The organism is Halobacillus litoralis, assembly GCF_009856445.1.
Lineage (GTDB): Bacteria > Bacillota > Bacilli > Bacillales > Halobacillaceae > Halobacillus > Halobacillus litoralis.
The window spans coordinates 847,791-862,986 of sequence record NZ_WMFA01000001.1 but is presented as its reverse complement, the minus strand read 5'-3'; the positions used below and the strand labels follow the sequence as shown (position 1 = coordinate 862,986).

The window sequence follows — 15,196 nt, the reverse complement described above, 5'->3', positions numbered from 1 at the left end:
TTTCTTATTTTTCTTCGATGGACGATGGTTTCCCTCATAGTTGGACTTCGGTTGACGTTCCCCCATGTTCAATCTCCTTTCTAACTATCCAGCACTTAATAAGGAAAAGCCATACCCGACAGACGGGTATGGCTCTGCCCGATCTTAGTTACCTGAGTGATTCAACTCAATTTGTGTTTTGATGGTTTCCTGTGCTTCTGTCAACGCATCTTCCGGCTGAGCTTTACCCGTCGCTACAACTTGCAAGGCTTGTGCCATCGGCTCCCAAACTTCTCCCATTTGTGGAATGTTCGGCATTGGAACCGCGCGCTCAGATTGAACAGCAACCGCACGTGCTTTTTCGTTATCTGCAATGATTGGATCCTCAATCAATGATTTGACTGGAGGAATTTCATTGGTTTCTTCATAACGGATTTTCGCGTTTTCTTCGTTTGTGATCCACTCGATCAACTTTGTCGCCCACTCTTTATTTTCAGAAGCCGCAGACAAGTGCCAACCTTTCACACCTACAAATGTTTGTGGATATTCCCCATTCGGAAGCTTAGGTAGTGGAGCCACACCATAGTCGATTCCCGCTTCGTTCAATGCCTGGTACGCCCAAGGGCCGTCCATCATGGCAGCCACGTTACCTTCTTGGAAAAGACCGTCTTTCGCAGAACCGCCACTTTCACCAATGATTCCGGATGGGAAGACTTCCTCATACCATTTTTGGATGTACTGGGCACCTTCAACAGCGCCTTCGTTACTCAAACCAAGGTCTTGAGGATTCAAAGCTCCACCTTCTTCACCGAATACATATCCGCCGTAACCAGCCAGGATGGAGTTTCCGAAGTAGAAGTTATCCCATAGTGCTAAGAAACCGTATTGGTCACCATTATTGAATTCTTTCGAGAACTCGAATAGTTCATCAAAGTTTTCAGGTACTTCTGTCATATGTTCTTTGTTATAAATGAAAACCGGAGTTTCTGTAGATTTTGGAAGTCCGTAAAGGCTTCCGTCGTATGTTTGTGCCTGAATGGAAGCTTCTGTGTAAAGATCTGTCACAGAACTGTCCACTTCAATCGGAGAAAGTAGTCCTTCAATAGCCATTTGACCGATCTGATCATGTGGCAGTGTCAATACGTCTGGGCCTGTCCCAGCTGGTCCATCAAGACGAAGCTGTTCACCCATTTTTGTCGCCATATCCAACTCTTTGAATTCTACTTCAATGCCATGTTCCTCTTCGAAACTAGCAATCGCAGGCTCAAGACCGACACCTTTTTCTTTATCTTCCCAAACGACCAGCTTTTCAGGTTTTTCAGGCATGCCGTCTTCTGAGGATTCAGAAGATGTATCATCACTGCCAGATTCCCCTCCACTCGCTTCTTCTTCACGATCCGGCGCACACGCAGCCAGCATCGCAACCGTAAGAAAAGCGATAAACAATAAGCTCAACCACTTTTTCATACTTAACTCCCCCTAATAGTTTCCTAATGGATATGTTACGCAACCACAGTGAAACCGATTGCACACATCTTGATTCTAATTATACAAACTAGAAATAGATTTGCAAGCGTTTTCTTATAAAATATTAAAAATATGTTTCACTATCTATAATAGTAAGTTAACGCTTTCACATTTTCATTGACTTCCCTCTATTTCTTCTATAGTTTTATTTAATAGAAACGCATATTTAAGTGCAAACGATTGTTCAGAAAGGATGTAAAAACATGTTCAAAGAAGCTGTCTATCACAGACCGAAGAATAACTATGCATACGCTTATGATGAGAAGACCATCCACATACGTTTACGAACGAAGAAAGAAGATGTGGAGTCTGTCCAACTCATTCACGGAGACCCGTACAACTGGGCGGATGGACACTGGCAGGCCGAACAGAAACCGATGGAAAAGTCCGGTTCTGATGAACTTTTTGACTATTGGTTTGTAACGTTAGAGCCTCCCTATCGCAGACTCCGCTACTCCTTTTTACTAGAAGATGGAAAAGAGCAAACCGTCTTTACTGAAAAAGGCTTTTATGATGACGTTCCATTAGACGATACAGCCTACCACTTCTGCTTCCCGTTCCTGAACAGCATCGACGTCTTTCAAGCGCCTTCATGGGTGAAGGATACGATATGGTATCAAATTTTCTCCGAACGGTTTGCTAACGGAGATTCCTCTCTGGATCCTGAAGGGACCTTAGCATGGGGGAGCACAAAACCAACCCCAACAAACTTTTTCGGTGGAGATTTCCAAGGAGTGATCGATCACCTGGATCATCTGGAGAAGCTCGGTATCAACGGCATTTATTTCACTCCGATATTCAAAGCTCATTCCAACCATAAATATGACACGATCGATTATATGGAGATCGACCCCCAATTCGGTGATAAAGAAACCTTCCGTGAGCTCGTGAAAGAGTGTCACAAACGCGGCATCCGGGTCATGCTGGACGCTGTCTTCAATCACAGCGGTTATTACTTTGAACCCTTTCAGGACGTCTTGAAAAATGGGATCGATTCCGAGTATGCCGACTGGTTCCATTTAAGAGAAGACAAAGTCGTCACAGAGCCGCTCCCGAATTACGATACGTTCGCTTATGTATCAAGCATGCCGAAGCTCAATACGGAGAACCCTGAAGTCAAAGATTACCTCCTGAAAGTCGCTCGCTATTGGATTGAAGAGTTTGATATTGATGGATGGCGGCTTGATGTTGCGAATGAAGTGGATCATGCCTTTTGGAGAGAGTTCCGTCAAACCGTCAAGGAAGCAAAAGCGGATGCTTATATTCTTGGGGAAATATGGCACGACTCCATGCCATGGCTTCAGGGAGATCAGTTCGATGCCGTCATGAACTACCCGTTCACCAACGCCGTCATCGACTTTTTTGCCAAGAAGAAAATAGGAATGGAGCAATTCAAGAATGTGTTGTCCCATGTGCAGCATATGTATCCTGTATCGGTCAACGAAGTCGCGTTCAACCTGCTGGACAGCCACGACACCCCTAGAGTCCTGACCTATGCCGATGGAGATAAACAAGCGGCTCAATTGATGTATCTTTTCCAGCTCTCTTATGAAGGAACTCCATGCATCTATTATGGAGATGAAATCGGCATGACGGGCGGCGAAGATCCTGGCTGTCGTAAATGTATGATCTGGGATGAAGAGGATCAGGATGAGGAGTTGTTTGCCTTTATTCAGAAGTTGATCAGGCTTCGAAAATCCGAGCCTGCCTTTGGAAATGACGGGCGCTTTTCTTTTGTCGATTACGGAAAGAATCTCCTGGCTTACGAAAAGCATTCAGATGAGCAGTCCTTATTGTTCCTGATCAACCCTACAACCGATTCCATTTCGATAGAGTCTTCATCATCCAGAGTCGTAGACCAGGACCAGCAGACAACGGTAACTGCTGAAAAAGCCATGGTAAGTCCGTACGGTTATTTAATTGTAGAGAAAAAGTAATGTAGAGGAGTCTATTCATGACTCAAACTAAAAAAATGACGCTGTTCGCTCTCACATGGCCGATCTTCATTGAAGTTTTGCTTCATATGTTAATGGGCAACGCGGATACACTCATGCTCAGTCAGTACTCCGACGATGCTGTTGCGGCTGTCGGAGTTTCCAACCAAATCCTATCTGTCGTCATTGTCATGTTCGGATTCGTCGCGACGGGGGCCGCCATCTTAGTGGCACAAAATCTTGGTGCTGAACAAAAGAAAGAAGCAGGGAGTATATCCGTCACTTCCCTCAGTGTCAACTTATGGTTTTCTCTTTTTCTGAGCTTCGGCCTGTTTTTATTCAGTGAACAGATTTTGAATGTGATGGATTTGCCTCCCTCTTTGATGGGAGACGCCACTGAATACATGAACATTGTTGGCGGACTTATTTTTGTCCAGGCGATGCTGATGACGATTGGAGCCCTTTTAAGAAGTTATGGCCACACGAAAGACCCCATGTATGTCACGATTGGCATGAATATCTTAAATGTCATCGGCAACTACTTTGTCATTTTCGGCCCGTTCGGTCTTCCCGTATTTGGAGTAGAGGGTGTCGCCTATGTAACGGCGATTTCGAGAGCATTCGGCTTTCTCGTTCTCCTATTACTTCTCATTAAGCGTGTATCCGGTGACCTGCCATGGCGATCTCTTTATCACTATGAAAAAGCACATATAAAGAACCTGCTTCATATCGGTGTCCCGTCCGCCGGTGAACAGCTTTCCTACAATGCCAGTCAGATGGTCATCACCTATTTTGTTGCCCAAATGGGAGCGACTGCGATTACGACGAAAGTCTATGCTCAAAACCTGATGATGTTCATTTTTTTATGCTCCATTGCCATCGGGCAGGGAACGCAGATACTGATCGGCCATCATATCGGAGCTAAAGAGACGGAGAAAGCTTACCGGCAATGTATTCGGAGCTTGCAGTTAGCCATTGTCATCTCTCTATCCGTTGCGGTGGTCTTCTATTTTTCCAGTGACTTTTTGCTTGGGCTCTTTACTGAAGACAGAACCATTTTGGCTACAGGCGGAACCTTACTGCTGCTGACTGTTCTGCTGGAGCCTGGACGAGCCTTCAACCTCGTTGTCATCAACTCCCTAAGAGCTGCCGGCGACGTGCGCTTCCCTGTCATCGTCGGTATTTTATCCATGTGGGGCATTCAGGTGACGATTGCCTGGATTTTCGGCCTCCACTTTTCTTACGGACTGATTGGAATTTGGGTCGGGTTCATCGTCGATGAATGGTTGCGCGGTGTCCTTATGCTGCGAAGGTGGAAATCGAGAGTATGGCTGAAAAAATCTTTTGTCACACCAAATGAAAAAGCGCACAGTCAGGCCAATACAAGCTGACTGTGCGCTTTCTTATTTCTTAATTCATATAAATGGATATAATTGGTGTACCAGGTCATACATAAAATGGAAGTTCAGTTCATCTCGGTGCCTTTACTCCTTCACTCAGGTTGTTTGAGAAGGTTTTTAGTTTGTTCATATCGGAGACGTCTTCTTCAAATAGTGGGATTTGAATTAACTGCTGCTCTTTGAATTTATCTCTAATCTCCTCAAGATAGGTCCCTTCCTGTTTTCGCCTCTTTGCAAGAAATTCCCCGTCTGCGTAATCGGGCAGCACTTTATTGATGATGAGTGTTTGAACCATCAAGTCGTGCTGTTTCAATTTACGAATCGCCTGTTCGGTCTCAAGGATCGGAAGCCGCTCTGGAATCAAGACAAATACAAATCCCGTTTGAGCAGGATCGAGGATCACTTTCCTTACGGCAGCAAATTTCTCCTTCCTTCGCTGCAGCACATCGTAAATCGGGTCATCGACCGGATCGCCATCATTCAACAACTGCGTGTAGTTGTCGTTAATCTTTTTCCTACGTTCAAGCATTCCATCAATCCATACACTCATGAGCTCTGGCAGCGTCAATAGACGGATCGTATGCCCTGTTGGAGCTGTATCAAATACAATCTTGTCAAAATGCACGGATTCTTCAAGAATAATAGATATGAGGCGGTCAAACAGCGCGGCTTCATCCGCCCCCGGTGATGCACTCGCCATATCGATCTGCCTGTGAACCTCTTCTACCATTTTTGATTTCACAAGCCCTTCCAAATTGTCCTTCACACCTTTAATATATTGTTTGGACTCCCGAGCGGGATCGATTTCAATCCCCCAGAGGTTTTCTATTAAGGGTGTCTTCTCATGATTGACTTTCTCATGAAAGATATCCCCAAGGTTATGGGCAGGATCTGTAGATACCACAAGGGTGCGATAACCTTCTTTCGCAAATGCCACAGCCAGTGCAGCGGAGGAGGTTGACTTCCCTACTCCCCCTTTTCCTCCTACAAAAATCACTTTGTTCTTATGCAATCCTTCCATTCTACTTCCTCCTAACAACAACGAATGCCATCGAGCGGAGACTTTTCCATCCCCATACGCAAATGCCAGTCGTGGAACTTTTCAATGATGTGCGGGTATAACTCTAACGTATAATAAAAAGCTGGATTAGGGATCCCTAGCATATCTGAGTACACAAGGAGTAAGAAGAGATCATCCTCATCCCTCAGTTCCCTGGCAATTTCCTGTTTATGAGGGAGGCTTAACACTTCATCATAAAACTCAAATAACCGCTTTAACGAAAACTTTTTCTCCATGCCTCTCCCTCCTTATTTTCGATCCATTCTCCATTAATGAACAAGCTGTTGTATCGCATTCGAAAAAAGATCGACCGTAACGCACTCCAAATGGATACATGTCCCCGTTTTACGTGTTTCATAAAATAAACAAGAATGGCCAGGAGATTCCTTGGATCTACATAATCCACATGCACCCCTTCGCTCTGGTTCTCTCTATACCACTCCCCTAACTTTTCCCGGTCCGGGTCGTGGTGTTTAAACTCATCCTTCATGTTAATGAAACCATCGTCATCGCTGCATATCCCTCCGCAGCATCCCATACCAATTTCTTTTTCAGGACGAATGATCATGATTTCTTTCATGATGTTGATGCTCCTTTCAAGGAAAAAGAAAGCCGACAAATGCCGGCTTCCTTTTATGATTACGCACTTTTCTCAATAGAATCGTCACGATTCCCTGCTATGGCAGAAAACGCTGTAATGAGAATCCAGAAGGTAAAGACAAGAATGATGGCACCGAAAGTAAACAGCATCCAGTCACTTCCTTCATTCCATGGGGCCCACTCGGTCACCACCTGATCAATCATGGCCCACAACGTCATAAACATGAGGAATACCATCGGAATGATCGTTGGCAGATAGTTTCGTCCTTGACGTTTCAGCCAAATGGAAACGAGCAGCAAACTGATTCCTGCCAGAAGCTGGTTTGACGTCCCGAATAAAGGCCAAAGCAAGTATCCACCAGAACCGAACCCTTTAGGGCCCTGAGGAATTAACGTCAAAGCCGCACTGGAAACCACAGCGACTGTTGTTGCCACATGGGTTTTCGTAAGAGGCGTGACTTTATATTCCGTACCAAGTTCCGCGATGATATAACGCATTAAACGAACAGAAGAGTCTAAGGTCGTTGCGGCAAAACTGACGACGATGACGGAAACAATCGTTGCTGCGACAGATGCCGGAATACCAAGTCCGGAAGCAAGCTGGCCTGCGCCCTGGATAAAGACGCCCAGTCCCGCACCACTCGCCGCAGTAAACCCACTGTACGTCGCTGAAAATTCACCGGCTGTAGGGAAAAAGGTGACAACAGCGATAATCGCAACCAGCGCCAAAGCCCCTTCACCGACTGACCCTAAATAACCGACAAAACGCGCGTCTGTTTCCTTATTCAATTGTTTAGAAGACGTTCCTGACGACACAAGACCGTGAAAACCGGAGATCGCTCCACAGGCAATCGTAATGAAAAGTAACGGGAACCAGGACGTATCCGCCGAAGCGTTCGTCACAGGTGCCGTAATTTCAGGGTTTGTGAAAAGCAGTCCCAAGTATAGAAGACCAAGTCCAACAATTAGCTGATGCGAGTTGATATAGTCTCTCGGCTGCAACAGCTTCCAAACCGGCAAAGTGGACGCGATATACACGTACACCATCAGCACGACAATCCATACGAAGAAAGCCATGGACGTTGCATTCAAACCAAATAATGTCGATGCACCTTCGCCGCCAAAATAACGGACAAGGTCGATTTGCAGGGCAGGCACATAGCTCGCAACAATGGCTGCTAAGTACATGACCGCAAGCGCCACAATGGAAGGAAGCAGCATATTGCCCTGCTTTTTATACACACTGTAGCCGATCCAAACAGCCAGAGGAATTTGAATGAAAACAGATAATACACTCGCAGGGAATGAAATGAATAGATTCGCAATGACCCAGGCAAAGACCGCGTTTACCATTAAAACAAGAAGTAAAATGATAAATAAAAACAAGACTTTCGCTTTTTGACCGATCAACTTACTGGCGAGCGTTCCGATGGATTGTCCTTTATTTCTCACTGACAATACAAGTGTTCCGAAGTCATGAACTCCAGCAGCAAATACCGTTCCCAGCAATACCCAAAGCACAGCCGGCAGCCAGCCCCAGTAGACAGCAATCGCTGGTCCGACAATCGGAGCCGCTCCTGCGACAGAAGTGAAATGGTGTCCCCATAATACAAACTTATTCGTTGGGACAAAATCGACACCGTCCTTATACTGATGGGCGGGTGTGACATAATTCGGATCGAGACGATAGATCTTTTCGGCAATGAATTTTGAATAATACCGATAACCTAGAAAAAAGACGAGACCTCCAACAACAGCTAACCAAATCCCACTCACAAAAACCCTCCTCAATCTACAAAAATATGTATGCGTTTACATTTAAATGTATTATATATTACTTTCTATTCCGAATTCAATGCGATATACAGATTTTTCTGAAAATAATAAATATGAATGAGGTACGTACGCCCATTCTTTTTCTTACTATATATAGAAGAAATGAGGCAGGAGTATTAGTTGGATTAATGGTAAATATCCTCTTATTCCATTCGAATGCCCATTTTTATCCATTAAAGAAGGTCTAAATACCTTTTCAACACAAGGACTTGGGAATATCCGTTCGTAAAACCTCCTTAACAAGCCTCAAATCATAGCAACTATCCCAACCCGCATTTTGAAGGAAAACAGCAAAAATGACAGAATTATTAGAATATAAACTTTTAAGGAGGAATACATTTGAAGTTCAAAAAACTAGCAACATTATCACTGGCCGCTACACTGGCCTTCCTGCCAACAACAGGGCAGGTATTCGCTGATTCCCAGCCGGAGTCATTGAATAAAATCAACGTACAGGAAGACAAAGGGGAGTTCGTAAAAGGAGAAATTGTGGTTAAGTTTAAAAATGGGAAGTCTTTGAACAAGCAACAAATGAAGACGTTCGGAGCAAAAGAAGTGACAGCAGAGCGCTCTTTTGTAGATTCCAAAGTAAAAGTACTTAAAGTCGGAAACGTAGAAGCTGTAGCAAAAGCACTGAGCAAAAACCCAAACGTGGAATATGCAGAACCCAACTACGTTTTCGAAGCAACATGGACGCCAAATGATACTTACTATCGTGGATACCAGTATGGTCCGCAGAATACAGACACAGAAGCTGCATGGGATATTACCCGCGGAAGCAGCAGCCAGGAAATTGCCATCATCGATTCCGGTGTCGACTACAATCACCCGGACCTTGATGGAAAAACGATTAAAGGCTATGATTTCGTTGATAACGATTATGATCCAATGGACTTGAACAACCACGGAACACACGTGGCAGGAACGGCAGCTGCAGAAACGAATAACGGTTCAGGTGTTGCAGGTATGGCACCAAACACGAAAATCCTTGCCGTTCGTGCCCTTGATGCAAGTGGTAATGGATCCCTTTATGATATCGCTGATGCCATCCGCTACTCTGCTGATGTAGGTGCTGAAGTCATCAACCTCTCTCTTGGTTGTAACTGTGACACGCAAACACTTGAAGATGCCGTAAACTACGCCTGGAACAAAGGATCAGTAGTCATCGCCGCTGCAGGTAACGATGGCGTATCCACAACTTTCGAACCTGCATCCTATGACAACGTCATCGCTGTTGGTGCAGTAAATAGCAATAACAACAAGGCTTCCTTCTCAAACTATGGAACATGGGTCGATGTGACAGCTCCTGGTGTCAACATCGCTTCCACTGTACCTAACAGAGGATATGCCTACATGTCCGGTACATCCATGGCTTCCCCTCACGTAGCCGGACTAGCTGGATTGCTTGCGGCTCAAGGACGATCCAACAGCAACATCCGTGCAGCTATCGAACAAACAGCTGATCCTATTTCTGGTACAGGCTACTACTTCGAACACGGTGTCATCAACTCTTATGATGCTGTAAACTATTAATCTAAAAAAAAGCGGCCCCCGGCCGCTTTTTTGTTTTACAATAGCTCCCTTTAGTTGAAGACTCAGTTTCGAGATGTTTGTGTGATTCTATGGGCTCCGGGAAAAGGTTCGCTTTCCATGGGGCGGGCGGTGAGCCTCCTCAGGCTACGCCTTCCGGGGTCTCACCTGTCCCACACGTCCCATAGGAGTCTCACCGTTTCCCTCCGCCCCTTGACCTTATAAGTGTCTCGAAACCACTTCTGAAAGGGTCAGCTTGAATGGTTGAGGGAAGTGGATAATTCGAACACCTGTATTCATAAATAAGGTTCCAAACCTTCTCCCCTATTCGGCCATATAGTGCGTTCTATAAAGCATTTGCGTATGCTAAACGTCAACGAGGTAGAGTTTAAATCATTCACTTCTCATATCCATACAAGCTGATTTTAAAGTAGTGGTTTCGAGAGCCATACTTGGTTAAGGGGCGAAGGGGAATGGCGAGACTCCTGCGGGAAAAAAGTGCTTGGTGAGACCCCACAGGACGCAGTCCGAGGAGGCTCACCGCGCTCCCGCGGAAAGCGAGTCATTCCCCGCAGCCCCCCATCCACTCAACAAACGTCTCGAAAATGAGTCTTCAAGAAACCTGCCATATAGTTGAAGATCATTGTCATAGGTAAGAGACTATTTTATTGACGTTTTCACAGGAATTAGCTATATTAATAGTAACAAGGGGAGTAGCGACCGTATAATGCGGTTGGTGAATCGTCATTTCAGTGTGCAGACACTCGGTTCACCAAACTATGACCATAGTACGCAAGACCTTGGCCTGAACGAAACTAGGGCCAAGGTCTTTTTTTATTGGCTCAAAATCAAGGAGGAATACAATGAACTTTTTAATTTTCGCCATCTCAGCCGTTGTGGTCGTACTCGCTGCCGTACAGCTGAACCGTTATGGAGATGTCATCAGTCAAAAATCGAAATTGAGCGGAGCTGTTGTGGGAACCTTCCTTATAGCGGGGGCTACATCCTTACCGGAATTGACTACGAGTTTAACGGCCGTATATATCGACAACCCGGACATTGCCGTAGGGAATATGCTTGGTAGTAACGTATTTAATGTATTGATTCTGGCAGCGGTTGATCTTATGTATCGCAAACAGAAAATGTTCAACAGCATCGTGCCAAAGCATCACCTCCCTTCTGCCATTGCAGGGATTATCTTTACGCTGGTTGTTGTTTTCTCGCTATTGATGGGTTCAACACTCTCGCTTTTTAATATAGGAATCGAAATGTTCATTCTCGTCGGCTTGTATATCCTGACCGTCCGATTTTTCGAAAATGATGAAGCAGAAGAGATGGACGAAGCAGCAGCCACTGGCAAAACGGTTTCCTTAAAAGGGGCAAGCATCGGTTTTGCCATCAGCGCTATTGTCGTTTTCGCTGCCGGAAGTGCGCTTTCGATATCCGGGGATCAACTGGCCCAGCAAACGGGAATGAGCTCAAGCTTTGTTGGAAGCTTCTTGATTGCTGCTTCCACCTCTCTGCCTGAACTCGTCACCGTTCTTGTGGCATTCAAGATGGGAAATTACGATATGGCGGTAGGCTCGATTTTAGGGAGTAACTTGTTTAACCTGCAGCTTCTTGCCATCACAGACCTTTTCTATCAAAAAGGCCCGATCCTGAATGCGACATCAGGCAGCAACCTCCCGATTGCCCTTTTATTCATTGGCATGATGGTGCTGACGATCTTCATGATGGTAAGGAAAAATGTGGAGAGCTTCACGCGCTATGCCGCTCCTTCTCTCCTTATCGTAGTGACGTACTTCGTCTCTTCTTACTTCCTTTTCTAATTAAAAAATCCGCAGACTTCAATGTCTGCGGATTTTCTCTATAATACTTTACTTAAGAACTCCTGTGTTCTAGGATTTTGTGGATTCCCGAAAATATTATCAGGTACATCCTCTTCCATGATGATCCCTTCATCCATAAACAGAACCCGGTCGCCGACTTCGCGGGCAAATCCCATCTCGTGGGTGACGACCACCATCGTCATCCCTTCCTGCGCTAATTCCTTCATAACCGCAAGCACGTCCCCGACAAGTTCAGGGTCTAGCGCGGAGGTGGGCTCATCAAACAACATGATGCTTGGTTCCATCGCTAGCGAACGAGCGATGGCTACACGTTGTTTCTGACCGCCGGAAAGGCTTTCCGGGTAAGCGTCCGCTTTGTCACTCAGGCCGACTTTCTCAAGAAGCGGGCGGGCCACTTTTTCAGCTTCTGCTTTCTTCATTTTCTTCACTTTGATTGGACCGATCGTAATGTTATCAAGCACGGTTTTGTGCGGGAAAAGGTTAAAGTGCTGGAACACCATTCCGACACGGGAGCGGACATCATTGATATTGATTTTAGGGTCAGTCAAATTGTCTCCCTGAATGATGACCTCTCCGGAGGTGACTTCCTCAAGCAGGTTCAAACACCGTAAAAAAGTACTTTTACCGGAACCTGAGGGCCCGATCACACAGACCACTTCTTTTTCTTTGATTTCTGCATTGATTCCTTTCAACACTTCGTTGGAACCGAATGATTTATGCAAATCTTTGACGGTAATCATTACACATCCAGTCTCCTTTCAACTCGTCTCAAGTACACCGCTGTCGGTACCGTGATGATCAAGTACATCACACAAACCATCGTCAGTGCCTGGAAGGCCTGGAACGTCATTCCGTAATACTGTTGTCCCATATAAAGCAATTCCCCTACAGCAATGACGGAGAAAAGCGAGGTATCCTTCAAGCTGATGACAAATTGGTTTCCAAGCGGCGGAATCATCCTTCTGAACGCCTGTGGCCAGATAATGTACCGCATCGTCTGATTACGTGTGAGACCGATGGAGCGCCCAGCCTCTTCCTGTCCTTTATCAATCGAGTAAACCGCTCCCCTTACGATTTCCGCTATGTAAGCACCGGCATTAATGGCAATCGCTATGATGGAGGCCGTAATTTTATCAATGTTGATTCCGGTCAGGTCGGACAGACCAAAATAGATAAACAAAATTTGAGCAAGAATCGGGGTACCGCGGACCGCTTCTACATAGACCGTTGCAAGTCCGTATATGATCTTGTTTTTCGACAGTCGCGCAAAGCCAAAGACCGCCCCGAGCACAAATCCAAAAATCAATCCAACAAAGGTGATGAGTAGTGTCCATACCAATCCTTCAAGCAAAAAAGGCATGACACGAAAATAGTGCGATTCTGTAATGAACTCCATATATGTATTCGCTCCTTGTATTATGAATGGTGTGTGGGTTCATGCCAAGTATTCAATTCAAAAAGCGTAACAAGCCAATCACTTGCTACGCTTTTATGATCAGCTGCTTTATTACTCGGAAGATTCTGTGCCGTATTTACGCTCACCGAACCATTCTTCGTAGATATCATCGTACGTACCATTATCAATCAATGTCTTTAACGCTTCGTTCACATCACTTAAAAGTTCAGAATCCTTAGGAAAAGCAATACCATACTGCTCCCCCTGCAAAATGTCTCCCGCTGTTTTTAATCCTTCAGAATCATTGGCTACATAGTACTGGACGTTAGGAACGTCATACATCACCGCATCCAAACGACCAGACTCAAGGTCCATATAAGCTTCAACGATTCCAGGGAAAGTAATCAATTCGGCATCCGGGTGGTTTTCTCTGATATACGTTTCACTTGTCGTACCAGAACGAGTCCCCACTTTCTTACCTGCAAGATCATCTTCGGATTCAATTTCATCATTATCTGCGCTGACCGCAAGCATCAGACCAGCATCATAATAAGGATCAGAAAAATCGATGGTTTCTTTACGCTCATCCGTAATTGTCATACCAGCAATTCCGATGTCATAGCGGCCGGACTGCATACCAGCAACAACACCGTCAAACTTCATCGATTCGATCTCAATATTGAATCCTGCTTCATCAGCAATCGCCTTGATCAAATCAATATCAAAGCCTTCCATTTCTCCCGTTTCTTCGTTCATAAACTCAAATGGGACAAAGTTATTATCCGTTGCCACCGTGTAAGTTTCTCCACCTGAATCACCGGAGTCTCCTGATGAGCCTGTCTCACTATCACTGCCACAGGCAGCAAGAAACAGAGTTAAAGACATGACCATAATGAATAAGTACCATTTCGCTTTCATCCATTTTCCCCCTTTTATTCTATGGCCTCTATTATCTCAAATTTTACTACTCTTGCAAATTTTCTGAATAATTCTTTTGAAGGTCTTTTCAGCTGAAATCTGCTATTCTATTCAACTTTCCTATCGATTGCTCAAAATTTCATTGTTTTTCACCAATTAACTCGCGATTATGACTCATTTTTCTTAAAAAATAGGATTAACCTCAGATTCAAAGGGAAATAGGGTATAATAGGGTAAAGCTCCTAATTTTGTGAAAAGGAAGGTTTTTCATGTCTGAAGAACATCTCATGGACTCAGAAGGATATTATTCTTTAAAGTCAGCCGCTCAGAAAATGTTTGATGTGGTGACCCAAAGGTTAAATGTCCAGACCGCTTATGTAACGATGAGAGGTAAGAACGCGATGACCGTACTGAGTTCCTTAAATAAGAAAGAGGAAATCGTCCCTGAAGGGTTTACTATTGACTACGAGGAAAGCCACTGCCGCCTCATTATAAATGATCAAAACCATGTACTTAGAACAACCAACTTAATGGACGACCCACTCACTAACGAAATGAAAGCCTCAGCCCAACTGGAAGTTAAAGGGTACCTCGGTGTCACATTAAAAGATTTACGAGGGAATGTGTTCGGAACCCTCTGTGTGATGGACAAAGAAGAAAAACAATTCACCGATGAAGACATAGAATTTCTACAAACGATTGCAGCTGTACTTTCTCATATGATTGACCTTGATCAAACCCACTACAACATGAGATTAATGAATGTGCCGATCATACCAATCACAGAAGGTGTATCCGTCGTCCCTATCCAGGGGATCGTGGATGAAGAACGTGCGGACAAACTGATGCGGGACGTCCTTTTATACGGAAAAGAGCAGGATATTGATCATTTTGTATTAGATCTATCCGGTTTAGTAGTGCGCGATCAATTTTTCTCCGAAATGCTGCCTAAGCTCATTCACGCCTTGCAAGTAATGGGGATCAATACGATTTTAACAGGGATTACTCCGGAAGTTGCTCATAAAGAAATAGAAACGAATGTACTGTCCCCACACAAACCTAAAACGGTTTCTAATTTAAAGACAGCTCTTTCTACGATCGGTTTTCAATTAGTGGAAAGTCGTTAATCTTTTTCTTCATTCTATAAAAGTTTTCATAAGAAAAGC

Annotated in this window: 13 protein-coding genes; 5 read left to right on the top strand and 8 right to left on the bottom strand. The window is 44.7% G+C overall.

Annotated features, from left to right (window positions below):
- Positions 1-144: 144 nt before the first annotated feature.
- Positions 145-1,446 carry an extracellular solute-binding protein gene (locus GLW00_RS03915; protein WP_160911394.1) on the bottom strand — a complete coding sequence of 434 codons (1,302 nt, stop codon included), beginning with the start codon at positions 1,444-1,446 and terminating at the stop codon, positions 145-147.
- 263 nt (positions 1,447-1,709) lie between these two features.
- On the opposite strand from GLW00_RS03915, the gene GLW00_RS03910 reads away from it, so the two are divergent.
- Both GLW00_RS03910 and GLW00_RS03905 read left to right on the top strand, forming a co-directional pair.
- Positions 1,710-3,443: a glycoside hydrolase family 13 protein gene (locus tag GLW00_RS03910; protein ID WP_160911393.1), complete on the top strand. Its 1,734-nt coding sequence runs from the start codon at positions 1,710-1,712 to the stop codon at positions 3,441-3,443.
- Positions 3,444-3,460: 17 nt separating this feature from the next.
- Positions 3,461-4,831, top strand: coding sequence for an MATE family efflux transporter (locus tag GLW00_RS03905; protein WP_160911391.1), 1,371 nt, complete (start codon positions 3,461-3,463; stop codon positions 4,829-4,831).
- 79 nt (positions 4,832-4,910) lie between these two features.
- Here GLW00_RS03905 and GLW00_RS03900 read toward each other — a convergent pair whose 3' ends face one another.
- Genes GLW00_RS03900 through GLW00_RS03885 form a run of 4 tightly spaced genes read right to left on the bottom strand, consistent with a single transcriptional unit; the run spans position 4,911 to position 8,276 of the window.
- Positions 4,911-5,861, bottom strand: coding sequence for an ArsA family ATPase (locus tag GLW00_RS03900; RefSeq protein WP_160911389.1), 951 nt, complete (start codon positions 5,859-5,861; stop codon positions 4,911-4,913).
- An 11-nt stretch (positions 5,862-5,872) separates the two neighbouring features.
- Positions 5,873-6,136 carry a cory-CC-star protein gene (locus GLW00_RS03895; RefSeq protein ID WP_089651275.1) on the bottom strand — a complete coding sequence of 88 codons (264 nt, stop codon included), beginning with the start codon at positions 6,134-6,136 and terminating at the stop codon, positions 5,873-5,875.
- A complete protein-coding gene (locus tag GLW00_RS03890; RefSeq protein WP_160911387.1) occupies positions 6,115-6,480 on the bottom strand; it encodes a hypothetical protein in 366 nt (121 codons plus the stop codon). The genes GLW00_RS03895 and GLW00_RS03890 overlap by 22 nt, the downstream gene beginning before the upstream one ends.
- Positions 6,481-6,539: 59 nt before the next feature.
- A complete protein-coding gene (locus tag GLW00_RS03885; RefSeq protein WP_160911385.1) occupies positions 6,540-8,276 on the bottom strand; it encodes a carbon starvation CstA family protein in 1,737 nt (578 codons plus the stop codon).
- A 399-nt stretch (positions 8,277-8,675) separates the two neighbouring features.
- On the opposite strand from GLW00_RS03885, the gene GLW00_RS03880 reads away from it, so the two are divergent.
- Both GLW00_RS03880 and GLW00_RS03875 read left to right on the top strand, forming a co-directional pair.
- Positions 8,676-9,869, top strand: coding sequence for a S8 family peptidase (locus GLW00_RS03880; protein ID WP_202412345.1), 1,194 nt, complete (start codon positions 8,676-8,678; stop codon positions 9,867-9,869).
- An 860-nt stretch (positions 9,870-10,729) separates the two neighbouring features.
- Entirely contained in the window at positions 10,730-11,695 is a 966-nt protein-coding gene (locus GLW00_RS03875; protein ID WP_160911384.1) for a sodium:calcium antiporter, read from the top strand.
- A 38-nt stretch (positions 11,696-11,733) separates the two neighbouring features.
- On the opposite strand, the gene GLW00_RS03870 is transcribed toward GLW00_RS03875, so the two are convergent.
- The 3 genes from GLW00_RS03870 to GLW00_RS03860 form a co-directional block, all read right to left on the bottom strand.
- Positions 11,734-12,456, bottom strand: a complete 723-nt coding sequence (locus tag GLW00_RS03870; protein WP_160911382.1) for an amino acid ABC transporter ATP-binding protein — start codon at positions 12,454-12,456, stop codon at positions 11,734-11,736.
- Positions 12,456-13,112 (bottom strand): amino acid ABC transporter permease, encoded by a 657-nt coding sequence (locus GLW00_RS03865; protein ID WP_115822824.1) that lies wholly within the window; start codon positions 13,110-13,112, stop codon positions 12,456-12,458. The genes GLW00_RS03870 and GLW00_RS03865 overlap by 1 nt, the downstream gene beginning before the upstream one ends.
- A 111-nt stretch (positions 13,113-13,223) precedes the next feature.
- Positions 13,224-14,030, bottom strand: a complete 807-nt coding sequence (locus GLW00_RS03860; protein WP_160911380.1) for a glutamine ABC transporter substrate-binding protein — start codon at positions 14,028-14,030, stop codon at positions 13,224-13,226.
- A gap of 269 nt (positions 14,031-14,299) precedes the next feature.
- Here GLW00_RS03860 and GLW00_RS03855 point away from each other — a divergent pair, with 269 nt between their 5' ends.
- A complete protein-coding gene (locus GLW00_RS03855) occupies positions 14,300-15,157 on the top strand; it encodes a GAF domain-containing protein (protein ID WP_160911378.1) in 858 nt (285 codons plus the stop codon).
- Positions 15,158-15,196: the final 39 nt, after the last annotated feature.